General features: G+C 36.2%; 21 protein-coding genes. 8 read left to right on the top strand and 13 right to left on the bottom strand.

Annotated features, from left to right (window positions below):
* The first annotated feature begins 132 nt into the window (after nucleotides 1–132).
* On the top strand, nucleotides 133–363 hold the full coding sequence (locus tag ACSU6B_RS13520) for a hypothetical protein (RefSeq protein ID WP_214998417.1): 231 nt from the start codon (nucleotides 133–135) through the stop codon (nucleotides 361–363).
* A gap of 18 nt (nucleotides 364–381) precedes the next feature.
* Here the strand turns inward: ACSU6B_RS13520 and ACSU6B_RS13515 are convergent, their stop codons facing one another.
* Nucleotides 382–843 carry a GNAT family N-acetyltransferase gene (locus ACSU6B_RS13515; protein ID WP_410885907.1) on the bottom strand — a complete coding sequence of 154 codons (462 nt, stop codon included), beginning with the start codon at nucleotides 841–843 and terminating at the stop codon, nucleotides 382–384.
* Between the two features lie 180 nt (nucleotides 844–1023).
* On the opposite strand from ACSU6B_RS13515, the gene ACSU6B_RS13510 reads away from it, so the two are divergent.
* Nucleotides 1024–1158, top strand: a complete 135-nt coding sequence (locus ACSU6B_RS13510; RefSeq protein ID WP_168244706.1) for a BA3454 family stress response protein — start codon at nucleotides 1024–1026, stop codon at nucleotides 1156–1158.
* Nucleotides 1159–1309: 151 nt separating this feature from the next.
* Here the strand turns inward: ACSU6B_RS13510 and helD are convergent, their stop codons facing one another.
* Nucleotides 1310–3652, bottom strand: coding sequence for an RNA polymerase recycling motor HelD (gene helD / locus ACSU6B_RS13505; RefSeq protein ID WP_410885905.1), 2343 nt, complete (start codon nucleotides 3650–3652; stop codon nucleotides 1310–1312).
* Nucleotides 3653–4107: 455 nt separating this feature from the next.
* On the opposite strand from helD, the gene ACSU6B_RS13500 reads away from it, so the two are divergent.
* Both ACSU6B_RS13500 and ACSU6B_RS13495 read left to right on the top strand, forming a co-directional pair.
* A complete protein-coding gene (locus ACSU6B_RS13500) occupies nucleotides 4108–4641 on the top strand; it encodes a YceI family protein (protein ID WP_214998414.1) in 534 nt (177 codons plus the stop codon).
* Between the two features lie 284 nt (nucleotides 4642–4925).
* A complete protein-coding gene (locus ACSU6B_RS13495; RefSeq protein ID WP_410885903.1) occupies nucleotides 4926–7328 on the top strand; it encodes an immune inhibitor A domain-containing protein in 2403 nt (800 codons plus the stop codon).
* Nucleotides 7329–7370: 42 nt separating this feature from the next.
* Here ACSU6B_RS13495 and ACSU6B_RS13490 read toward each other — a convergent pair whose 3' ends face one another.
* The 4 genes from ACSU6B_RS13490 to ACSU6B_RS13475 form a co-directional block, all read right to left on the bottom strand.
* Entirely contained in the window at nucleotides 7371–7859 is a 489-nt protein-coding gene (locus tag ACSU6B_RS13490; RefSeq protein WP_410885901.1) for a L,D-transpeptidase family protein, read from the bottom strand.
* Nucleotides 7860–7958: 99 nt separating this feature from the next.
* Nucleotides 7959–9461 (bottom strand): aminotransferase class V-fold PLP-dependent enzyme, encoded by a 1503-nt coding sequence (locus ACSU6B_RS13485; RefSeq protein WP_410885899.1) that lies wholly within the window; start codon nucleotides 9459–9461, stop codon nucleotides 7959–7961.
* 262 nt (nucleotides 9462–9723) lie between these two features.
* Nucleotides 9724–10071: a hypothetical protein gene (locus tag ACSU6B_RS13480; RefSeq protein WP_088088565.1), complete on the bottom strand. Its 348-nt coding sequence runs from the start codon at nucleotides 10069–10071 to the stop codon at nucleotides 9724–9726.
* Between the two features lie 265 nt (nucleotides 10072–10336).
* Nucleotides 10337–11071, bottom strand: coding sequence for a polysaccharide deacetylase family protein (locus ACSU6B_RS13475; protein WP_410885897.1), 735 nt, complete (start codon nucleotides 11069–11071; stop codon nucleotides 10337–10339).
* A gap of 251 nt (nucleotides 11072–11322) precedes the next feature.
* Here ACSU6B_RS13475 and ACSU6B_RS13470 point away from each other — a divergent pair, with 251 nt between their 5' ends.
* The gene (locus ACSU6B_RS13470) at nucleotides 11323–12111 is read left to right on the top strand and encodes an HAD family hydrolase (RefSeq protein WP_410885895.1); all 789 of its coding nucleotides are present in this window, start codon (nucleotides 11323–11325) and stop codon (nucleotides 12109–12111) included.
* A gap of 81 nt (nucleotides 12112–12192) precedes the next feature.
* Here ACSU6B_RS13470 and ACSU6B_RS13465 read toward each other — a convergent pair whose 3' ends face one another.
* On the bottom strand, nucleotides 12193–13029 hold the full coding sequence (locus ACSU6B_RS13465) for a DMT family transporter (protein ID WP_410885893.1): 837 nt from the start codon (nucleotides 13027–13029) through the stop codon (nucleotides 12193–12195).
* Between the two features lie 234 nt (nucleotides 13030–13263).
* Between ACSU6B_RS13465 and ACSU6B_RS13460 the strand changes: the two genes are divergently transcribed.
* Nucleotides 13264–14274, top strand: a complete 1011-nt coding sequence (locus ACSU6B_RS13460; RefSeq protein ID WP_410885891.1) for a MerR family transcriptional regulator — start codon at nucleotides 13264–13266, stop codon at nucleotides 14272–14274.
* Nucleotides 14275–14344: 70 nt separating this feature from the next.
* Nucleotides 14345–14899 carry a MerR family transcriptional regulator gene (locus ACSU6B_RS13455; RefSeq protein WP_410885889.1) on the top strand — a complete coding sequence of 185 codons (555 nt, stop codon included), beginning with the start codon at nucleotides 14345–14347 and terminating at the stop codon, nucleotides 14897–14899.
* Nucleotides 14900–14987: 88 nt separating this feature from the next.
* Here ACSU6B_RS13455 and ACSU6B_RS13450 read toward each other — a convergent pair whose 3' ends face one another.
* Complete coding sequence (locus ACSU6B_RS13450) at nucleotides 14988–15977, bottom strand: acyltransferase family protein (RefSeq protein WP_410885887.1); 990 nt, start codon at nucleotides 15975–15977, stop codon at nucleotides 14988–14990.
* A gap of 293 nt (nucleotides 15978–16270) precedes the next feature.
* Nucleotides 16271–17515, bottom strand: coding sequence for a DHH family phosphoesterase (locus tag ACSU6B_RS13445; RefSeq protein ID WP_410885885.1), 1245 nt, complete (start codon nucleotides 17513–17515; stop codon nucleotides 16271–16273).
* Nucleotides 17516–17724: 209 nt separating this feature from the next.
* Between ACSU6B_RS13445 and ACSU6B_RS13440 the strand changes: the two genes are divergently transcribed.
* Nucleotides 17725–18696, top strand: a complete 972-nt coding sequence (locus ACSU6B_RS13440) for an NAD(P)H-dependent flavin oxidoreductase (RefSeq protein WP_410885883.1) — start codon at nucleotides 17725–17727, stop codon at nucleotides 18694–18696.
* Nucleotides 18697–18745: 49 nt separating this feature from the next.
* Here the strand turns inward: ACSU6B_RS13440 and ACSU6B_RS13435 are convergent, their stop codons facing one another.
* The 4 genes from ACSU6B_RS13435 to ACSU6B_RS13420 form a co-directional block, all read right to left on the bottom strand.
* A complete protein-coding gene (locus ACSU6B_RS13435; RefSeq protein WP_410885881.1) occupies nucleotides 18746–19231 on the bottom strand; it encodes a nitroreductase family protein in 486 nt (161 codons plus the stop codon).
* Between the two features lie 80 nt (nucleotides 19232–19311).
* Nucleotides 19312–19851 carry a M50 family metallopeptidase gene (locus tag ACSU6B_RS13430; protein ID WP_410885879.1) on the bottom strand — a complete coding sequence of 180 codons (540 nt, stop codon included), beginning with the start codon at nucleotides 19849–19851 and terminating at the stop codon, nucleotides 19312–19314.
* A gap of 55 nt (nucleotides 19852–19906) precedes the next feature.
* A complete protein-coding gene (locus tag ACSU6B_RS13425) occupies nucleotides 19907–20599 on the bottom strand; it encodes an ABC transporter ATP-binding protein (protein WP_410885877.1) in 693 nt (230 codons plus the stop codon).
* Nucleotides 20600–20601: 2 nt separating this feature from the next.
* Nucleotides 20602–21687 carry an ABC transporter permease gene (locus tag ACSU6B_RS13420; RefSeq protein ID WP_410885875.1) on the bottom strand — a complete coding sequence of 362 codons (1086 nt, stop codon included), beginning with the start codon at nucleotides 21685–21687 and terminating at the stop codon, nucleotides 20602–20604.
* Nucleotides 21688–21700 lie beyond the last annotated feature (13 nt).

Below are 21700 nucleotides of genomic sequence, written 5' to 3'. Positions count from 1 at the left end.
AATCCATAAATCTCTTATCCGTACAATGTCCCTTAAGTTTTTTAAAATTTTCAGAATAATAGCAGGAAAAACGTTGCTTATCGTCGAATTAGTAAAAAAATGTTTATACTTGATTTAAGAGGAGTGTTTGATGTGGACAAGATCACATGTATTGCCTACCTTTTATACAAGTCATCTAAGAATCAAGACATTAGAGAAAAAGCTATCCAATTATTGAATGGAGATGTATCCATTCGTGATTTAAAAAGAAATATATCTATTCAAGCCAATCTGGTCATCGCTGAATCGTTCCTGAAAAAGAATAAAATCGATAAAGATCAAGTTCAGCAATTTGCTGAGCAATTTATGTATCAAGAAATTTAAGGTATCCATTTTGGATTATTATCCAATTTGTTTTTCATAACAAAAAATACCAGTTCCATTTTGTGTTGTTGAAGTACTATAATAGATAAATCCTAATGATTCCCAAAAGCGTTGAGCCTTTTTATTTTCTTTTAAGACACCAATTCTAACACACTTCTTTCCTCGTTTAAGCATCTCATGTTCATATACTGCAAAAGCTTGTGCACCGAAACCATAACCTTGATAATCACTATGAAGCAGTAAAAGACCAAGCCAGGGGTAATGATCCTTCGGATTTTCTAATAAGTAGTCAATTATTCCAATATAGGTGTCATCAAGCTTTATAAATGCACTGTTAGTATTAGGATTTAAGAATTCTTCTTCCATGTCAGCTAGTGTTCTTGCCTCTTTGCCATTTTCAAAAATATTACATTCTGGATTCGAGTTTATCATTTCGAGTGCAATAAACAATGTTGCTTTTGTTACCTCTTCAAAATGCATTGAATTTGTTTACCTCCCTATTGTTTTTATAAAACAATTATATCAAAACTGAAAGTTTTAGTAACATTTGTCGAAAAAATATCGTCATAATTATTTAAATAACTTAATACACTGAATCGTTGTGTAATTTATGACTACACTTTTTACTAATAATTTAAACATAGAAAAGGAGATTCAATTATGGTACAAGTAGAAGTAACAGTAACTTTCGAAGGAAAAAGCTATTTAACGAATGTCATTGCTAATCGGGAAACATCCGATGATGAAATATTCCAACTTGCTTTAGAACAAGTTCAAAAACAATGGAAAAAATAATATAGCAAAAAACAGCGGAAATAGATTCAGCTGTTTTTTAATTTTTTCTAGTTAGTTTATGAATTTGGCGCAAATGCATAGTACTTTTTACATAGCCTAAACTTAAAGAAGCTGTGTGCTCAGGTCATCGAGACATACAGCTTCTTTTTCATTAGCATTTACTTGGTTTTACAAGTGTGTAGGTATCTTTAGGAGCAACCTCCATTAGCGGGCTAATCCCAGATGTTGCGATCAAGTGAAGTTCATGCATGGCCCTTGTACAGACGGTATAAAATAATTTGCGTTCACTTTCTTTTTTATATTGAGAACAATCGTACAAAATAACGGCATCAAATTCAATTCCTTTCGCAAGATAGGAGGGAATAACGAGAATTCCTTTCTCATACGAAATCGTTCCTTTTTCAATGAGATGGAGCGATACCTTGTTCTTGAGCGCTTCAAAGGCCCTCTTGCTCTCATCGGCTGTCCTGCAGATTACAGCAATGGTTCGATGGCCATCATTTTGAAAATCTTTAATTGTTTCGATTATTGATCGCGTAATTTCATCGGGTTCTATTTCAGTAACTAACGGCTTCCTGCCCGTACGGTTAAAGGGTTCAATATTTTCTCCACCCTCAATCAACGCACTGGTAAAATTAACAATCTCTTTAGTCGATCGATAGGTTTTTGTAAGGACAAACGATTCGATTGTCTCGCCCGAGATATTTAGGTCAGATAAAACCGTTTCCGCACCAGTGGCACCAGAAAATATCGCTTGATTAAAATCACCGAGTAAAGTCATTTTGCTAAAAGGAAATAGCTTTTGTATAAAAGCAAACTGGAAGGGTGAGTAATCCTGTGCTTCATCAATAAAAATATGACGAATAGTAGATTTGGACTTACGACCTTCAATTAAATCCTGGAGATAAACATATGGTGTGGCATCTTCATAAGGAATTTCCATATCCTTCAATTTCTTCACTGTCTCCCTGCAAATTTGGTCCCAATCAACAGGTAAGCGTTCATCCATATTTTCAGCTTGCTTAAAAAGTTGGTGATAAATTTTTGGAGAATCAATAAACCGCAAACTTTTTACTCTCGCAAATAATGGCCTGAATTTTTCTTTTACGACCATTTCAGCAAGGAGTTTTTGCTCCTGCTCAAAATCATCAAATGTATTTTCCGAAAATTGATTTTTTCCCTGAAGTTTTTTGAAGGCCTCCATAAAGGCTTCTTTATCGAGAAATTGGACTTCTTCCTCCACCCAGCTTCTCGAACGCTCTTGTCTAACCTTCCGCTTTAAATCTCTTAAAAGCCATTCCTTTACAAGCTGCATGCGGTTGGGTATGCTAATGCTTTCTTCTAGTGAATAAAAATAATCATGGATCTCCTTTTTAGAAATCAATACATCTCCTCTAAATATTAAATCCCTAAAAATTAGACCCCTTTTCGTTAATCCATGCGCATATCGATCAATGATATTTTTATATTCAAGACTTGCTTTAAAACGAATTCCTTCACCTCTAAGTTTATACTCCTTTTCATCATCATTTTCACTTAACAAATATTCCATTTGCGTAAAGGCGTCTTCCACATTAAATTCTTTACCTAATCGAGAATGTAAATATTCCTGAAAGGTGGATTGCTGCATATTTTCTTCACCTAACTCTGGTAAAACCGTTGCTACATAGCTATTAAACAAAGGGTTAGGTGAAAAAAGCATAATATTTTCTGAATTCAATGTCCCTCGATAACGGTAGAGCAAGTAAGCAACCCGTTGCAGGGCAGCAGAAGTTTTTCCACTTCCTGCTACACCTTGAACGATCATAATTTTCGCCCGCTCATTGCGAATAATTTCATTTTGCTCTCTTTGAATAGTAGCAACAATGCTTTTCATTTGCGTACTCGCGTTGTTTCCAAGAACCTCCTGAAGCATTTCATCTCCGATAGTTACCCCTGTATCAAACATCCCTTTAATTTCTGAAGCCCTAATAATAAATTGACGTTTTAAGTTCATTTCCCCTTCAATCATTCCTTCAGGGGTACTATATATGGCAGGACCAGGTGAATAATCATAATAAAGGCTAGATATAGGGGCACGCCAGTCATAAATCAAAAAATTTTCATCCTGTTCATCCATTAACGATGCAATTCCTAGGTATACCCGGTCCTCTGCTTCTTCCCCGTTTTCTAAAAAATCAATCCGTCCAAAGTATGGGGAATACTTTAACCTTGATAGTGTATTGAGATGTTTATCCAAATGTCTATGGGTCCGCTCACGTTCTGAGAGCAGTTCGGCCTGTTGTTTGATACTCGCTGCTGTTTCTATCATATCATCAGGTTCATCCATATTGACGGTTACATCTTCCCAAAATTCTTTACGTATTTCGAGAACATCAGAACTTACCTTTCCAGCATTTAGCTTTAATTTATTTATCTTTTTTTCGATTTCATTTACAACCGTGATCACTCTTCTTTGTTCCATTTTGAGGCCTTTGCTCTGTAAATCGCTCATCAAACCACTCCCCAGATAATTGTTTTGGTCATTTGTTGACAATCGAATAAAATTGTGTTAATGTTATAATAGATACTTTTTAAGTAATTACAATAATAAATATTTATGCCAAATATCATCATATCATGCTCCTCCTACATTTTCAAGGAGATTTTTCTATGCCATTAACAAACGCCTTCAGGGGCGTTTTTTTTATTGTCCTATCTAAGTTTATGTAATCCTCAATTTTCTTCCTATCCTTTTTCCTGTGATCCGTAAACTTAAATATATTCTCTTTGAATTATTTAATTCGTCCAATCCTAAATACTTATATAGATAGTATTGGAAAAAATTCAAAAAAAATTTATAAAATCTAATTGACAATATGTTTGCCCACAACATATAATTTGTCTTGAATTAAGTTATTTTTATTTCGAGATAAATCAATTAAATAAACATACTGGAGGAGAAATAAAATGACAAAAACTAAATGGGCTCTTGATGCATCACACAGCAGTGTAGATTTTTCTGTTCGTCACATGATGATCGCAAACGTGAAAGGTACTTTCAACAAGTTTGACGCAACGATTGATGCAGATCCAACCGATTTAACAACTGCAAGCATTGAATTTTCAGTTGATACTGCAAGTGTAGACACCCGAAATCAAGACCGTGATGGACACTTGGTTTCTGCAGATTTCTTTGATGCAGCTAATCACCCAACTATGACTTTCCGCTCTACTAAAATTGAAAAAACAGATGACGGCGAATACAATGTTACTGGTGATTTAACATTACGTGGTGTATCAAAACCTGAAACATTTGCAGTTACTTTCGAAGGTCAAGGAAAAGATCCATGGGGAAATGAAAAGGTTGGATTTAGTGCAGAAGGTACGATCAATCGTTCTGAGTATGGCCTAGTTTGGAATGCGGCACTTGAAACTGGCGGCGTTCTTGTTGCTGACAAAGTAAAAATCAACTTACAAATTCAAGCAGCCAAAGCGGAGTAATTAAGATAAATCAAACACATTAAGTCATTTCAGGCGTGAATTCACATCGAATTCACGCCTTATTTTTTTATAGAATACACCAATTTTAAAATAATAGATTAGTCCAACCGGCTATTTTCATATATGATATAACCTTTTAAAAATTAAAATCGCTGTCGATAAAATAATTCAAAAGGACCACAACTTATCTGAATTAACAGAAAATTAAGGAAATAATCCTATTGTTTTATTTCAATTTTCGAAATATTATTTACTAGCAAGCCAAAAAAATTAGGGGGAGTTTTATGAAGAAACTATTAAAAACAGGTCTATCCACCGCAATAATGGCTGGTACATTGTTTGCCGGTTTTCCGGGAAACTATGCTAGTACAAATGTTGGAGAATTGCTACATAAGAGTCCAAGTACAATCTCTCATTCTTATGGTTCACTAGACCTATCGGTAGTGAATGAAGATAAATTACTAGATGCCCTTATTAAACGTGGTGTTATCTCAAAGGGAGCATCTACTGCTGAAAAACAAAAGGCATTACACAAATATATAGAGTTAAAAGGGAAAAATACCGTTAAAAAATCTGATCCTCTAGCCGCTAAAGTAAAAGCTGCTGAATCAGAAAAGCAACGTAAATTTAAAGATTTTAATCACGGCCTTCTAAAAGGAAACGGCAACAAAAATGGACAGTTGAAAGGCAATCCAGATCCAGTCCAAGAGGGGAAATCACCAGGAGTCCAGAAAAAAGGGAAACTATTAACCTTAACAGTTGAGTATTCTGATTTAGAACATAACAAACTTACTTCAAAGGATACTGATAACTATTACACGGACTATAATCTTGAACACTATGAAGATATGATTTTTGGGGATAAGGGCCAATATAAAGGTCCAAATGGAGAGGATCAAATCTCTCAAAAGGAATATTATTTGGAGCAATCTGGTGGCACATACACGATTGAAGGTAAAGCTTATGGCTGGTTAAAACTGCCTCAAACGGCTGAATATTATGGAAAAGATAATCCTGCCGGCGGGCATGATAATTATCCTGAACAAGGCGTCTCAAAATTAGTAGTAGACACATTAACTGCTGCAAAAGCGGCTGGGGTACCGCTAAATGATTATGATTTAGAAGATCCGCATGATTTAAATGGAAACGGCAACTTCTGGGAACCAGATGGTTTAGTTGATCATCTCCAGATTATTCATGCTGGTATGGGACAAGAAGCCGGCGGCGGTGCTCAAGGTGATAATTCCATTTGGTCACACCGTTCAGCAGTATTCTATGATCCAGACGGTCTTGGTAAAGGATTACCTGGTTTCTACGACTATACGATCATGCCTGAAGATGGTGCAACTGGTGTATTTGCCCACGAATACGGACATGATTTAGGGCTTCCTGATGAATATGATACAATCTATTCCGGTGCTGACGAACCGATTGGGTATTGGTCCATTATGTCAGCTGGATCATGGGCAGGAAAAATCCCAGGTTCAGAACCAACAGGCTTCTCTCCTTGGGCAAAGCAATACTTCCAATCAACACTCGGTGGAAAGTGGACTAATCCAACTGTTGTAGAATGGGATAAAGTACCATCAAAAGGTGCGCAGTTCTTACTAGACCAAGCAAACTCACCGCTTGGCAAAAATAACCAAGCAATTCGCGTAAACTTACCTACAAAAGTAACTCCAATTAACGTCCCATCAGGCAGTTATGAATATTGGGGTGGACAAGCAGATGAATCGGATACAAATATGGTAACTGATGTTAATCTGACCGGAAAAACATCTGCTACATTGACATTTGATGCATGGTATGATATTGAACCACAGTGGGACTTTGCCTTTGTACAAGTATCTACTGATAATGGCGTTAAATGGAAGTCTTTAGGTAATACAAATACTCGTTCGGATGTTGTTGCAGAAGGTTATCCAACAATTAAAGATTCAATGCCTGGTCTTACTGGAAGCACTGATGGGAAATGGCAGCCACAAACCTTTGACTTATCAGAATATAAAGGTCAAAACATTAAGCTTCGCATTCGATATGCAACAGACTGGGGCAGTTCTTTTGCTGGCTTCTATGCCGATAACATTAAAGTTGTCGCGGATGGTCAAACTATAATCGATGACGGTGCTGAAAATACTACTTCGCTATTTACATTAAATGGCTTTACTAAAGAAAATGGAAAAAAATATAGTGATCACTATTATTTATTAGAATGGCGTAATCATCAAGGAGTTGACCAAGGTCTAGGCAACATTAAACGCGGCAGCTCATTAATGAGTTATGATGGCGGATTAGTGGTTTGGTATGTGGATGATAGCTACACTGATAACTGGACAGGTGTACACCCAGGAAATGGTTTCCTAGGTGTAGTAGATGCCCATCTATCAAAGGATTTGAGATGGCTTTTAGTTACTGATGGATCTACTCCTGAAGCTAGCACTCGTTATCAAATTGCGGATGCAGCTTTCGGCTTAAATTCTACTTCAGGATTAAACCTAAATTATCCAGGTGTACAGACATTAACTGCTCCAAGTCAAACTGCTGTATCGTTATTCAATGACAGCAATTCGTTTTTTAATACCTTCTTACCAGATGCAGGTCGAGATATCCCTCATTATGGACTTAAGGTTCGTGTTAACGGACAATCCAAAGACAAATCTGTTGGCTCAATCGTAATCTATAAGTAATTAAATGAGTCCCACCTTCTTACTTTAGAAGGTGGGATTTTTTTAGGGACGAATAATCACTCTAGTCCCATTTGGTACCATATCCGCCAGCTGCAAAACATCCCGATTATACATTCTCACACAGCCATGGGAAACGGCTTTTCCAATCGAACTTGGGTCATTTGTGCCGTGAATCCCGTAACCTTGTTTGGAAAGTGAAAGCCATAACACTCCAAATGGTCCCCCTGGATTATACTGCCGATTTACAATCACAAAATCACCTGTTGGAGTATTCGTCAACATCATCCCTACCGCGATTGGAAAAATTTTTACTAGCCTTCCATGGTTATATAATGTAAGTCTTAGTTTTCCGACAGAGATTTGAATGGAAAAGGGTATAGTAGTGGATTCTGGCAGACCTGGAATTTGGATTTTTTGGCCTACATGTAATTGACCGACCCCAGGATTTGCTGCGTGAAGTCTACGGAGACTTACGCGATAATTAGCAGAGATAATCCCCAGCGTTTCACCCGGCTTAACTATATGAATCATACGATCCCACCTCTCTTCTGATAGCATATGCCCATACAAGTTTATGGTTGCCTTATTTAGAATAGGTACTGATATCCTGCATTTCTAGCTGGATCAGCATTATTCAAACCGAAATAGTGGGGCCATATCCTCTCTTACGTGGTTCACAAAAAAGTAATCATTACTTGCCTTATCATATCGATAATCGTTTTTCCATTCATTTATGTTTAAGGTGATATCTCTTATGGCATTTACAAACAATAGGATTTCTTCGTTAGTCATAATCGGATGTAATGAGAAACGAACCCACCCTGGTTTCTCCGACAGATCTCCCTGATTAATCTGTTCAGAAATATGCTTAGAGGAAGGTTTATCAATGTGAAGAAGATAATGCCCGTAGGTCCCAGCACAGGAGCATCCACCTCTTACTTGAATCCCATACCGGTCATTAAGCAAGCGGACGATTAAATTATAGTGGATATTCTCAATAAAAAACGAAACAATACCCAGACGATCTTTTTTATGACCATCTAATAAATGAAGGCCGGGAATCTCTACTAATCTAGGTAATAAAATACTTAACTGTTCCTTCTCTCTTGTTAATATATTGTCCACACCCATTTGATTCTTCAAATTCAAACATAGGGCGGTCCGAATGGCTTGTAATATTCCTGGTGTCCCACCATCTTCACGCAGCTCGATGCTAGTATGATATTGATGCTCGCCCCATGGATTCGTCCAGGTCACAGTCCCGCCCCCGGGATGGTCTGGAACATGATTAGCATATAATCTAGTATCAAAGACCAAAACACCACTAGTTCCCGGTCCCCCTAAAAACTTATGAGGAGAGAAAAAGACGGCATCAAGTTTTTCCAAAGGATCCATTGGATGCATATTAATGGTCACATACGGAGCCGAAGCCGCAAAATCGACTATACAAATGCCACCATGTTGATGCATAATTTTTGCTAATTGATGGTATGGGGTTTGAACCCCTGTTACATTGGAGCATGCTGTAAACGAACCAATCTTCATTTTTCTATTCTTATATTGATGCAGCAGGTGAACAAGCCGGTTTTTGTCCACACCTCCATCCTCGTCTGGACTTAATACAACCACATCCCCCAGTGTCTCGAGCCAGGATGTCTGGTTTGAGTGATGTTCCATATGCGTAATAAAAATTACTGGTCGCTCACTTTCGGAAATCTGCAGCCGCCCTTTCCACTGTTCATGAACTCTAATTCCTAATAATCTCTGAAACTTATTCATCACAGAGGTCATTCCAAATCCATCCAGGATTAGGGCATCATGCTCGTCGGCGTTAACATGTTCCTTAATAATTTTTCTGGATTGATTATATATCCCTGTCATCATTAAACTAGTTATATTCGATTCTGTATGTGTATTTGCCATAAAGGGTCCGAATACCTCAGAAATTTTCTGTTCGATGGGTCGATAAAGTCGTCCGCTTGCCGTCCAGTCCGCATAGATGATTTTCTTTTTCCCATAGGGGGAATCAAACACTTGGTTCGTCCCAATCACTTGTGAGCGAAACGGTTGAAAATATTCTTCAAGGTTATCCGGGATCCGATAGGTTTTACTTCCAATATTAGCGGTGATCATTTGTTTCACACCTCACAATATAAATCTGTTATTAATATATGCAGGAATCTTTAGCACGGTTTCTTTAACGAAATCTAAAAAGAGCAGCCTCCTATAAGGGCTGCTCCTCTGGTATTTCTCCAACTTAATTAAATTGTTTCATGTTTACATCATCAGACAAAAATCTTACATAATTCTTACGAATATGCTTTTTTTCAAATAAAAAAGCAGCCTCATCAATTGATAAGGCTGCTTTTGAGTTATAGGGGGATGAAATTACTTACTAATATGTAGTAATTTTCGCAGATTCTTTCCTTGTTACTTCTTCAATTTTTTGAATAAACATTTGAAAAACTCGCCTTTTCTCCTCTAGGTCTTTTATGTATTCTTTCAGTTGGTTATAGCTTTCTTCAAATGGTTTATGGTACATGTCACGAATTTTATCAATAATTTCCTCATTTACTGTCGATTGAATTACTTGCTTGGTAATCCCATATTTGTAAGAATAAACCTTTAATTCCTGTGCCACTTCATCATATTCATTTGCAATTTCAGTTAAGACAAGTGAAATATCATCTTTCCACTCATCTAGTGATTTTTGCAAGTAGGATTTTACCATTGTCTCTTCCATATAAACACCCGCCCTAATACAGTCTCGAATTATGTTTACACTATTATAACGTGGTTTGATTACATAGAGGTTTCGGCTAGTTTACATTGTCTTTTCAATAGCTATTTTTTTGAGTCTTTCTCCTTAATCACCTGAGTAATTGGATCCACACTGGTAATACTTTCTAGGTTATTAATACGTGGCAGATTTATTGGGATAAAGAACTCGTATAAAATCAATAAAAAACTGTGCAAACGTTTGCCTTTTAAAAGTAATAGTTTTTAAATTAGTCTATCTTCACTGCTTTTTCGAAATCATCGAGTGTAGTTGAATATTTTATATACGTTCGAGGTAAATAGTAAAGCTCGTTCTTAAAGCCTGTCATTGAAAATGGGCCTGGCGTTGTAGTCAGTCCATACCGATAATACTTTTTCGCTTCCGCCACCACATGTTCATTTGTATTACCATAGGGATAAGCTAGTGCAATAACGGGTTTCCCAGTTATTTGCTGAATTTTTTCTTTAGAATCTTTTAGTTCATATTTTAAGTTTTCCTCTTTGGTTAAATCTGGATGTGTAGCTGTATGTGACTGAATAGATATTAATCCTGAATTCGCTAACAATTTTAGATCTGCTTTAGATAAGCGGTTTGCCCTTCCTACGAAATCAGAAATCACAAAAAAGGTACCGGCTGGATGAAAACTTTCTGTTGTGAGTTTTTGAAAAATCGAATAGGCATTAAGATTATTTTTGTAACCATCATCAAAGGTGATAAAGATTGGCTTTTGAACAGTTTTAATATCCTTCCAACGCTCGAAAGTTAATAAGGTATAACCATGTTCTCTTAAATATGCCATTTGTTTCTCAAAATTTTCTGGAGTTACATATAACTCCTTGGATCCAATACCGTTAAATTGAGCGATGGAATGATAAATTAATATAGGAATCTTTTGCTTAGCATAGACGCTTTTGGGAAGTCCTAAAATGAGAAGAGATAAGAATAGTAATAAAATCTTTTTCATAAAATTCCTCACTTTTTCGTTTTATATTTATCACCACCTATTATTCCTCCAAAATACCATTTCATTAAAAAACTGCGGACGCAGCATTTTCCGTTTGTTGAAAATCCAATCGAATTACAAAAACGCCATGAAACTAATATCCCCTCAAGGAATTACTGTCGCTATTAATTGATTGAACGATTCTATTTAATGTGACTTCCTTTAACAAAAAGTGGTAAACTAAAAACAACATTCTTCAAAAGGAGCTATTCATGACCAATTATAAAGTTTTATTTTTAGATATCGATGGAACATTACTGAAACCAGATGGTACGATTGAAGATTCAACAAAAAAGGCCATTTCAAAGGTTCAGGCTCAGGGCTTGGAAGTTTTCTTAGCTACAGGAAGGCCACTACATGAATTAGATGAACTCGCAAAAGAGTTAAATATTCACTCATTCATTGGTTATAACGGTGCATATGCCATTTATAAAGGTGAAGATATATTCCAGGAGCCTATGAAGAGGTCTACAGTTATGAATTTCTTAGAGATCGCTAAGGATAACCAGCATGAAGTGGTCCTGTATACGAATCATAAGAACGTTTTTACCAATGTAGATTCTGAGATCACAACGGAGTTTATGCACAAATTCCACTTACATAAAAATGAACCTTATTCTCCTTCAGTTAATAGTTCGATCTTAGGGATGACACTAATCAATCTAAAAAAAGATGACCCTATCCTTTACAATAAAGAAGAGGGAATCCATTTATCCCAAGTCAATGTCGAGGGAATGCATCATTGCTATGATGTAATCAGGGACAAAGTGAACAAAGGCTATGGAGTTCACGTAGTTTTGAAGCGGCTAGGCATCAATAAGGAAAGTTCGATTGCATTTGGAGATGGAATGAATGATAAGGAAATGCTTCAAAACGCTGGCGAAAGCTTTGTCATGGGGAACGGCCATCCAGACCTTTTTAAATACGCAAAGCATAAAACTACCAAGGTTACTGATTCTGGAATTTATAATGGGTTGAAAAAGCTTGGGTTGATGAATTGAGATAGGTAATAAATCATGATGCCATATAAAAAGTGCAGAGAATTTCAATTTAACTTGAAACAATCTGCACTTTTTTGCGCTTTAGATCTTTGTGAAAATTATCCCAAGTAGAGCAGTACATACACCGATCACTTGATATCTTTTTAATTTTTCTTTAAAAAGTAAAAACCCAGCTAGAACCACTACTAGACAATTTAAACTTACAATTGGAAACACGATACTTGCCGTTCCAGTATTAAGGGCATAGAAATAACTGCTATATCCTAAAATGCTAATTAGTCCCACAATGGATCCCACATTAGCTTCTGACCTCTTCCACTTTTCTTTTTTCAAGATACTGCAAATAGCTAAATAGAAACTCCCCCCGCCATACATGGCAATGAGGATATCTAATGAATTTATTTGCAAATAGGATGTAGTTTTCATTAAAACCCCTAGTAAACCAAAAGAAAATATTGCAAGCCCAACGCGAATCATCCAAGGGAAATAATTTATTCCTCTATTATTACCAGATGAATACTGTATGGCCATGGCTGAGCCAAGCATAATTATGATTCCTACCCACTGAATCACTGTGATTTGTTCATGAAAAAGAACGCCAGCACATACGATTGGAAATATTGTATTTGTTCCTACTAATGGCGATGTCAAACTAGCAGGGCCCTTTTCAAAGGCCTTTGACATTTGGATATTTCCGTTTGCATTTAATATTCCAATAAAAGCTCCTAGTAATATGGTGATAAGATTCAAATGGACTGTCCCGTTTACAAAAGCAAATCCCAAAGTTAATAGGAATGCTACAAAATAGAAGAAGAACTGAATATGTACTTTCGACACTTTCTTCTCCGTACTCCACTTGAAAATAGTATTATTTGTCCCAAAACAAACCATAGTTACAAAGGCCGCTGCAATCCACATGTTGAGTTCCTTCTTTCTACATCATTTCCACTCCATATAATAAACCTCATTTCTATTCTGCTCAATCGTTTTTTCGTAATAGATGCTCAATTTGCAAAATATTGTTGTTATTTCATGCTTTCCGTCTTGTTTTGATAGCTTTTGTCATCTAGCAGGAAAATGTGCTACCGAATGGTGAATTACTAACACAACGATGAATTATTTCCGAGATAAATAGAAAGGAATGATTTTTATATGAAGTCCTATACCTTAAAAGAAGTAGCCAAAAAAATAAATACAACACCAGGCACCATACGTCAATGGGAAAAAGATTTAGTTGATTTACTAGAAATTCCACGTTCAAAACAAGGGGCCAGAATATGTACAGAAAGGGAGATTGAACAGCTAATAGAAATTAAACAACTATATGAAAAAAAGTTAAGTAAGGAAACAATCAGGAAATGGATGCAAAAAAAACTTCACCCTGAAAGTGAGGATGTTCCCCAATTCCCCGAAGTTTCACAAGCGTCCATTGGTAATCAGAATGTCTCAGAATCATTCGCAGTTTCCCAAAAGGTCACTGAAAATCAGGATGTCTCAGAATCACTCGCTGTATCACTCAAGGCCATTGAAAATCTAGATATGAAAGAACCACCTATAGTCTCATTAGAGGTCATTTCGGACACAGCCAAACCGATAACCATCCAAGACGCTATAGATGCACATCAGTTTTTCGAGGCAATGGATACGTACAAGCAAAATTTCTTAAGCGACGTAAAAGATGAAATTCGGACGGTTGTTCGAAGAGAAGTACTAGATGAAGTAAAAAAGGAAATAAGGAATGGAACTTATACCACAGTTAAATCATTATCTGACTCGATATATAAATCATCTGCTAACACAAGAGCTGAGATTCAGGAGTTATCAGAGACTCTTGAAAAAGCCTCTGAACTATCAGCTGACTCATTACAGTACCTATCCAACAACATTGTTAACGCCTCTGTAGAGACTTCGCAAGAAATTTATACACTTTCCAAGCAGTTGTCAGAAACTTCTGAAGAACTATCCCATTATGTGGATGTTACCAATAACGAAATCTCAAGTCTAACTGAGGCAATGTCAAAAGAACGTGAATTTTTCCTTGAAGAGCGTAATCAGTACCGACATGAAATTTCGCAAAGAGAATTAGCCTTTCAACAAATGCTTAACAGTTATAGACATGTCGCAGCAACAAAAGAAAAGAAATGGTGGAAATTCTGGACTTAATACGAAAGTTTTCTTCGATTAGAACGACTCCCTTTTAAAGACAAAAAACAATAATTTCGTCACTCGTAGATTGCGGTTTATTTTATCAATGGAGGGATTCGAAATGAATACAAGTGAAGTAGCAAAATTATTAGGAGTATCTACAAGTACTATTCAGCGCTGGGTAAAACAGCTTGAACTTCCAATGGAAAGAAATGAGCGTGGTCATTACCATTTTAGCAGCGAGGATATAGAACTATTAAAAAAAATACACGAACAGCTCCAAAACGGAACACTAATCCAAGAAATAGTCCCATTAAAAGAGAAAAAAAATCCTCGAAAAGGTGCTGTTAAAGCGGTAAATGACAATCAAGCATTAGAAAAGTTATATTCAAAAGTCAGTGAATTGGAAAGTAATCTAAATTCAAAAGCAGATTCGGTTGCTACCTATCAACTCCTTCAGCATCGCCGTGAACTAGAGGATTTGCAACATCTTGTAAAAGATTTATCGCAGCAGGTAGAACAACTTCAAAAACAAATGAACCAACTAAAAATGACCTCGCAAATGGAAGAACCACTTGTATTTGATCACAGTAAAGTAAAAAGAAAAAAGAAAAATATTGTCAGCTCATTATTTGGGTTTTAGTTCGTTACAATTTTCTAATTTAAATACACAAAAAATAGCCGAACTGGTCCATACTAGTTCGGCTTTCATTACTACTCACTGTATTCATTTAAACTTTAAATTCGACAAGTGGTTGAGTATATTTTTTAATTAAATAACTTCCTAGAACGATACAGATCATAAAGGAAAGAACGAAAAGTAAAAGATAATTTCCTGAAACGGAGATGATACTTTTATTTGGTAGAATCTCTTGGAGCGATTTAATAATAAATCCATGAAGCAAATAGACATATAAAGTTCTTTCACCAATTTTCGTTACTTTAAATTGATTGGAAGGTATTAATGCTAAAAACCCAAATACAACTATTAATGTCAGCCCATATTGAAGTCCTCGCAACAGCCCATCGGCCAACTCTTTTTCCCCCATATTTGCATATGATGTATCGCCCAGAAGCCATGGCACCGCATCTTGAGGGAAACTGAACCCAAAGAAAATATAAGTCCCGATAATGATTATTATACCAACTGGAAGTGAATATCTGGCCCGAATTACTTTCTTTAACTGATCACCATTTAGTAAAAACCCCAAGAGGAAATAGGGGAAAAATACAAATGTTCTTGATAGGCTTAAAAAACTACCAACGTGATCAACAAAACCAATCGCGATTCCCAAGACAATGGCAATAAAAAAGCCCCTCCATCTTAACCTTGCAAAGAGATATAGCAGTAAATTCCAAAAAAACAAACTCATCAAAAACCAAAGCGACCAATGAGGATGTAAAAAATCAAATTCTATATTTTTTTCCTGCCCATTTAAATAATAATAAATGGAATAGATCATCTGAAAAATAAAATAAGGAAGTAATATCTTCTTGATAGACTTTATAAAGTAGCCTTTCTTTTTATAACCTTTCGCAAAGTATCCAGAGATGAGGATAAAAGCGGGCATATGGAATAGAAAAATAACTGTATATAAAGTGAAAAGGAACCCATCATGTTCCTTTAATGGACTTATGAGATGCCCAAAAACGACGAGAAAAATCAAAATGAATTTTGCATTATCAAAATATTTACTCCTTTTTGAAGCTGAAGCCATCATATCACCCCATAGGTTAATTCAATCAAAAAGGTATATTAATATTTTTTTCAAACCCTCACCATTTAATTCCCACGACCAATTCTCATAGTCGTTAACCAATCATAACAAAAGAACATTACAGGAATATGTATATAAATTAACTTTCTGTTGCATGGTTATTACGATTTTGAAATAATAATCTCATATACCTACGATTATATTACCACTTCACTCTTAATAAACCCTTAAAATTAAATGTTAAAAAAACAAAAAAAGGCCACTCCTTTTTTCGATAAGGAATGGCTTTTACTAATTCATAAAGTAATATCTACAAGATGGTTCCTGATGATTTCCTGATAATTCCCTCTTAATTCATCTTGTGAGATCCGAAGCGCTTTTGAAACGTGATAAAGATATTCATGGTCGCTTCGAAGCCAAGAAGAATAATTTCTTTTTAAATACCGTTCTGCATCCGCGAATTCAGAGAAAGACTGCTCCAATTTCTTCTTATTATGTATTATAGAAAAAGAGCCATCTCCACATGGAATGATATATGAACTTTCTCCTAACGGGTTCTGATAAGATGTTCCAACCTGTGAATCCTTAACATTAAATTCATTCCGATCTGCATCTGGTTTAAGTGGAATCGTTTCAAAAACATTTATTACAAACTTTTCAAACGCTTCACTTGTCATTTCTGATCCAGAGGCTTTCGGATGCCCTCCTCCTCCGTACCTTTTTGCATATTCGGCTACATTTATTTCATCATGAATGGTTCGAAATCCCATCTTCTTTCCACCCATATTTAGAAGGACAATCATATCCAAATGCGGATATAAATTATTTAATTCATTTCCTAGCTCTGATAAATATTGTTCGGCATGAACAATTCCAACACAGTAATCATCAATAAAAGTTTGAAGCAGTTGTCTACTTTTCGAATGGATGTAACGATGAATTTTTTGTTCCTCGATATCAAGCAGCATATGTTCCGTATCGGTCAATGCAAATGATTCATTATTTTCAGTCAACCTCTTTAACATTTCCTCCTCAAACAGTTCACGACTCATAATATAGAACAAATCATTTAATCGTTTGGCTGTTAAATTATTATTTTCATCCCACTCCCATGTGTCATATTGACGTACTAATTCTATAAATTCTTCAAGTGCTTTATTTCGTTCCATCATTTTGTGTTCAATTACGTAATCATAAAATAAAGAAGTTGCACAAGTCTTTTTTCCCGTCTCATACTCAGGAATTACACTCCCCCATTTGTATTGATTAAAATGCAAAGCAGTCACATGATGATCGATCATTTGAACTGGTTTTCCCTTTTGGAACCGCTCCTCGAGTTTTTTCTCGACCTGCTCATTTACAGCTAAATCAGTAATGTAGATTTCCACATTATTATTCTCAGGGTTTTTAATAACTGCTTCCACTCTTTGATTTAAATTTCGATAAGAACAGTAAAATATATTGGCCTTGTCTGCAAATGCCAGTTTCGCAATAAGTCCACAACCAAGACCATCAAGATCAATATCCGTAAAAATAATCATCCTATCTACCACCATCCATTTTTTGCTTCATAACGTATCGTTTGGTTTCAGCAAATTTTTTATGCAGGTTAACCTAGTTATGATTTAACATTAATCTTTATTTTATCATATAGAAAATAATACCACCTACCACTATGACCTGGTGATAGTAATCACAGACATATTAAAAATGACATGGTATGATGCATGGGAAGTTTCTAATACAAATAATGAAACGGGGTTATAATTTGAACTTTCCACAACTTAAAATAGGCCATATGAGACCTCAAGTTCCAATCATGCAAGGCGGAATGGGTGTCGGTATTTCTCTAAGCAAATTGGCTTCAGCTGTCGCAAATGCAGGCGGGATTGGGATTATATCTGGAACAGGGATTTCAACTGACGAAATGAGAACACATATAAGAAAAGCTAAAAGTCTGATCAAAGATGCAGGATACATTGGTGTAAATGTTCTATTCGCGGTGAATGACTTTGCTGAAAAAATGAAAGCAGCTCTAGAAGAAAAAGTTGACTTTATTATCTCTGGCGCTGGAATCTCTCGAGATATGTACGCATGGGGAAGAGAAGCAGGAATTCCTGTTATCTCTATAGTCTCATCTGCTAAATTAGCCAGGATTTCCGAACGACTGGGAGCAGCAGCAGTTGTCGTTGAAGGCTTTGAAGCAGGAGGACATCTTGGAACAGACCGCCCAATGTTTGATATCCTCCCAGAAATCGTTGAAGCTGTTTCCATCCCCGTTATTGCGGCAGGAGGAATCATGACTGGCGGCGATATTGCAAAAGCTCTTTCAATGGGTGCCTCTGGTGTACAAATGGGCACACGCTTTGTAGCCAGCGAGGAATGTGATGCCCCATTAGCTTTTAAACAAAAATATGTTGATTCAGGTAAAGAAGATTTGGTTTTAGTAAAAACAACCGTTGGTCTTCAGGGAAGAGCCATTAATAATAATTTTGCAAAATTAATTAGTGGAACAGATAAGCTAAAAATCGCTAAATGCATTGATTGTTTAAAGAATTGTTCTTACCGCTTTTGCACCATGGATTCTCTTTTGGTATCCATGAATGGCGATGCGGAAAATGGCCTTGTTTTTGCAGGGGCTAGAGTTGGAGAAATCAAAGATATTCTTCCCGTTCAAACAATCATTGATAATCTTACATTAGAATACAATCAGGCTATCTAGCATATTTAAAAGAGCCAACCGTCATACGGAAGGCTCTTTCCTGTTCCTGTTATGGTAAATTTCTGAATTTGTTCTGAATCGGTGTACGTGGCTTTGGCTCTGGGATTACATCAGGATAGCCTACTCCCAGAACGCCAATAATATCATAGCCATCTGGAACACCAAGAATCCCCCTGTTTTTGGGCGTAATGCCAATCGATGACCAAAAGGTCCCAACTCCTTCTGCCCATGCAGCTAAATTAAAATTTTGGATAAAGCATGCAGTTGCCAGCGCATTTTCCACTTTTTCTATGGATGTCGCCCCGTGCTTGGATAAAATCATCATTACTATCGGTGCGTTTCCAAAATTTGTTTTATGATTTAACTTTTCTCTTGTCTCTGCTCCAATAAAATAAATTTCCCATGGTTCTGTCATGCGGTGATTGGGTGCCATTGCAGCAGCCTCTAGCCATGAGTGAAGTAAATTTTTGTCAATTTCATCAGGTTTGAATTTTTTTATGTTGCGCCGAGTTTTAATTAAATCAATAATTTTCAATCAATGACTCCCCTTTTATATTCATTTCGAAACCCATCGTAATATCTTATGTCTCTCCCTATATTTTGTACGTAAAAGTTTTAATTCGCCAGTTTATAATATCCCCGTTTTAAGCCATAATAGCAAAACCATAGTGATTGGACAAAGAAGAAAATCCCCCAAATATGAGCTGGAATAAAACCTGTGATCCGCGCAAGATTTGCTGCATCCCCTGCTGATTGGGGCTGAAATATACTAATGAATAATATTTCATAAGCACTTTGTACTGAATCAACCAATAAAATTGATGCAATTAAAAGCAATAGGTTATCTCTAAAGTTTTGACTCCCTTTAATGAGTAATAAAAGAAATGCAACGGCAAATGAGCATAGCCAAAACAACCCGTAAGGATTCCTTACCCAAAAAATAAGATTTAAACCGATAAAACCTAGCAATATATCAATTAACACAATCTTCATAGCAATGGCACATGTATTAAAAGAAAAGCAAACACGAGGAAAAAGAAAAACTTCGCACTGAATTTGTCTCGAACAAAGATCAAAATATAAATTCTCTTCTTTTTTTAAATTATTTGCTAACTTCATTTTATCACGTTTCGTTATCACTATTACAAATTTCAACTCTGGATGCTCCATTAAAAAAACTAGCAATCACTTAGATTGCTAGCTGCTTCTATTAACCTCTTTTTTCAACTTCAACTAGTTGTCCATCCTTCATTCGATAAATCCGATCACATAACGGGAGAATCTGTTCATCATGAGTGACAATAATGGCTGATTTATTTTGTTCCTTTACGATTTTTGAAATTAGTTCAATAATAGCCATACTTCGACTGGAATCCAAACTCGCTGTTGGTTCATCAGCTAAAATGATTTCAGGATCATTAACAAATGCTCTGGCAATTGCCACCCTTTGTTTTTCCCCGCCTGACAATTGGTGTGGATAAAACTTGGTACGATGCTCCATGCCGACTGCCATTAATATCTCATTTATTTTCCTTTTGCTTCCTTTTGTCCATTGATTGGCCATTTTTAACACAAGGCTTAACTGGTCTTCCACCTTCAAATAAGGCACTAAATTTGAAGTTTGAAAAATATAACCTAGCTGATTCAACCTTATATTTGCTTTTTCTGTGTCACTGAAGGAGGCAATATTCGTCCCATTTACGATTACCTTTCCATTATCAGGAGACTGTAAGGCACCGGCAATTGATAAAAACGTTGACTTCCCAGATCCGGAAGGTCCAATAACGGCAACGACCTCGCCCATTTTCAAACGAAATGATAAGTTTCTGACGATGTGATTTTCCTTATCGCCATCTTTAAATGATTTTTCCACATGTTCTAGAACTAAGGGTTCGATTACCATGGTTATTCTAACCTCCCCATTGCTTGTATTGGATCTGCCTTCACTATATTAAAAACAGATAATAACGAACCGAAAATCGATACTAGGAATAATATTCCTGAGAATTTAGCTATTTGTACCAAATCAAAAATAAACGGGATATCATCCGGAAGAAGCGTCATAAACCCCTTTGTAAAGGCAACTGCACCTGCGATACTACCAATGGTTAATATTATGACCTGAAAGATTGTCGATTTGACCAATTGACTTGATTTTGCACCAATGGCTTTTAGGATGCCAAATTGGGCCGTTTTTTGAATGGTCATTATATAAAAGAATGCGGCTAAAACAAAAACTGCTATTACAATTAAAAACGAGAGCATCATGTACAGCGAATTTTGTTCAGCTGTATACCCAGGAATACCTTTAACCACCTGTTCCTTTTCAACCCATTCCCCATTTTTAGCTATCCTAGAAACATCCTCTTTCAAACTTGAATTAGCTTTATTTATTGCAATACCGTTAAATTCAGTTTTATCTAAGCCGCCAGAGATTTCCTTCCATGTATCAAGGGAAATAAGCGCAACTGGTGTATGGCTAAAGGTTTGATCTTCAAGAAATCCTGCAACTTTTAAGATGATGCCGCTCCGTGCATCTTTTACGGTCGTTCCTATCTTAATTGTTCCAGATAGCGAGTGGTCTAGTAAGACAGAATTTTCCCCGCCCGTTTCTAAACTCTTTCCGTCCCTTCCATCCGGCTCTAAAAAGCTGCCTGGTTTTATTGCCATAAATGTAATATCTAGTTTAACCTCGGAGTTAACTTTAGAAATGGCTCCCATTTGAACACCAATTGGCTGAAGGTCACTTGTTGCTGTCAATTTCTCTATATCTATTGCTAAATGGGACCGGTCAATTCGTCCCTCAGCACTTTTTTGCAGATAAAAGGAGTCTGCTGGCATATTAATGATCGAAGAAGCGTTATTCATTGACAAGCCATTCGCAAGCCCACTGATGACGAAGACAAGAATCGCAACAAAAAATAATATAAAGCTGATTAATAAATATCTCACTTTAAAAAATGTCATTTCCTTAATCGGTACAAAGTACATAAAAAAATTCACC

This window comes from Neobacillus sp. C211 (genome assembly GCF_051842875.1).
Lineage (GTDB): Bacteria > Bacillota > Bacilli > Bacillales > Cytobacillaceae > Neobacillus.
Note: the sequence above shows the minus strand (reverse complement) of the source record. Positions and strands in the feature narration are given on the sequence as shown.

What these genes read in the sequence shown, in the direction of transcription:
- ACSU6B_RS13515 (WP_410885907.1), bottom strand. Translation starts at nt 843, where the DNA reads ATGCATTTTGAAGAGGTAACAAAAGCAACATTGTTTATTGCACTCGAA.
- ACSU6B_RS13510 (WP_168244706.1), top strand. Translation starts at nt 1,024, where the DNA reads ATGGTACAAGTAGAAGTAACAGTAACTTTCGAAGGAAAAAGCTATTTA.
- helD (WP_410885905.1), bottom strand. Translation starts at nt 3,652, where the DNA reads ATGAGCGATTTACAGAGCAAAGGCCTCAAAATGGAACAAAGAAGAGTG.
- ACSU6B_RS13500 (WP_214998414.1), top strand. Translation starts at nt 4,108, where the DNA reads ATGACAAAAACTAAATGGGCTCTTGATGCATCACACAGCAGTGTAGAT.
- ACSU6B_RS13495 (WP_410885903.1), top strand. Translation starts at nt 4,926, where the DNA reads ATGAAGAAACTATTAAAAACAGGTCTATCCACCGCAATAATGGCTGGT.
- ACSU6B_RS13490 (WP_410885901.1), bottom strand. Translation starts at nt 7,859, where the DNA reads ATGATTCATATAGTTAAGCCGGGTGAAACGCTGGGGATTATCTCTGCT.
- ACSU6B_RS13485 (WP_410885899.1), bottom strand. Translation starts at nt 9,461, where the DNA reads ATGATCACCGCTAATATTGGAAGTAAAACCTATCGGATCCCGGATAAC.
- ACSU6B_RS13480 (WP_088088565.1), bottom strand. Translation starts at nt 10,071, where the DNA reads ATGGAAGAGACAATGGTAAAATCCTACTTGCAAAAATCACTAGATGAG.
- ACSU6B_RS13475 (WP_410885897.1), bottom strand. Translation starts at nt 11,071, where the DNA reads ATGAAAAAGATTTTATTACTATTCTTATCTCTTCTCATTTTAGGACTT.
- ACSU6B_RS13470 (WP_410885895.1), top strand. Translation starts at nt 11,323, where the DNA reads ATGACCAATTATAAAGTTTTATTTTTAGATATCGATGGAACATTACTG.
- ACSU6B_RS13465 (WP_410885893.1), bottom strand. Translation starts at nt 13,029, where the DNA reads ATGTGGATTGCAGCGGCCTTTGTAACTATGGTTTGTTTTGGGACAAAT.
- ACSU6B_RS13460 (WP_410885891.1), top strand. Translation starts at nt 13,264, where the DNA reads ATGAAGTCCTATACCTTAAAAGAAGTAGCCAAAAAAATAAATACAACA.
- ACSU6B_RS13450 (WP_410885887.1), bottom strand. Translation starts at nt 15,977, where the DNA reads ATGATGGCTTCAGCTTCAAAAAGGAGTAAATATTTTGATAATGCAAAA.
- ACSU6B_RS13445 (WP_410885885.1), bottom strand. Translation starts at nt 17,515, where the DNA reads ATGATTATTTTTACGGATATTGATCTTGATGGTCTTGGTTGTGGACTT.
- ACSU6B_RS13440 (WP_410885883.1), top strand. Translation starts at nt 17,725, where the DNA reads ATGAAACGGGGTTATAATTTGAACTTTCCACAACTTAAAATAGGCCAT.
- ACSU6B_RS13425 (WP_410885877.1), bottom strand. Translation starts at nt 20,599, where the DNA reads ATGGTAATCGAACCCTTAGTTCTAGAACATGTGGAAAAATCATTTAAA.
- ACSU6B_RS13420 (WP_410885875.1), bottom strand. Translation starts at nt 21,687, where the DNA reads ATGTACTTTGTACCGATTAAGGAAATGACATTTTTTAAAGTGAGATAT.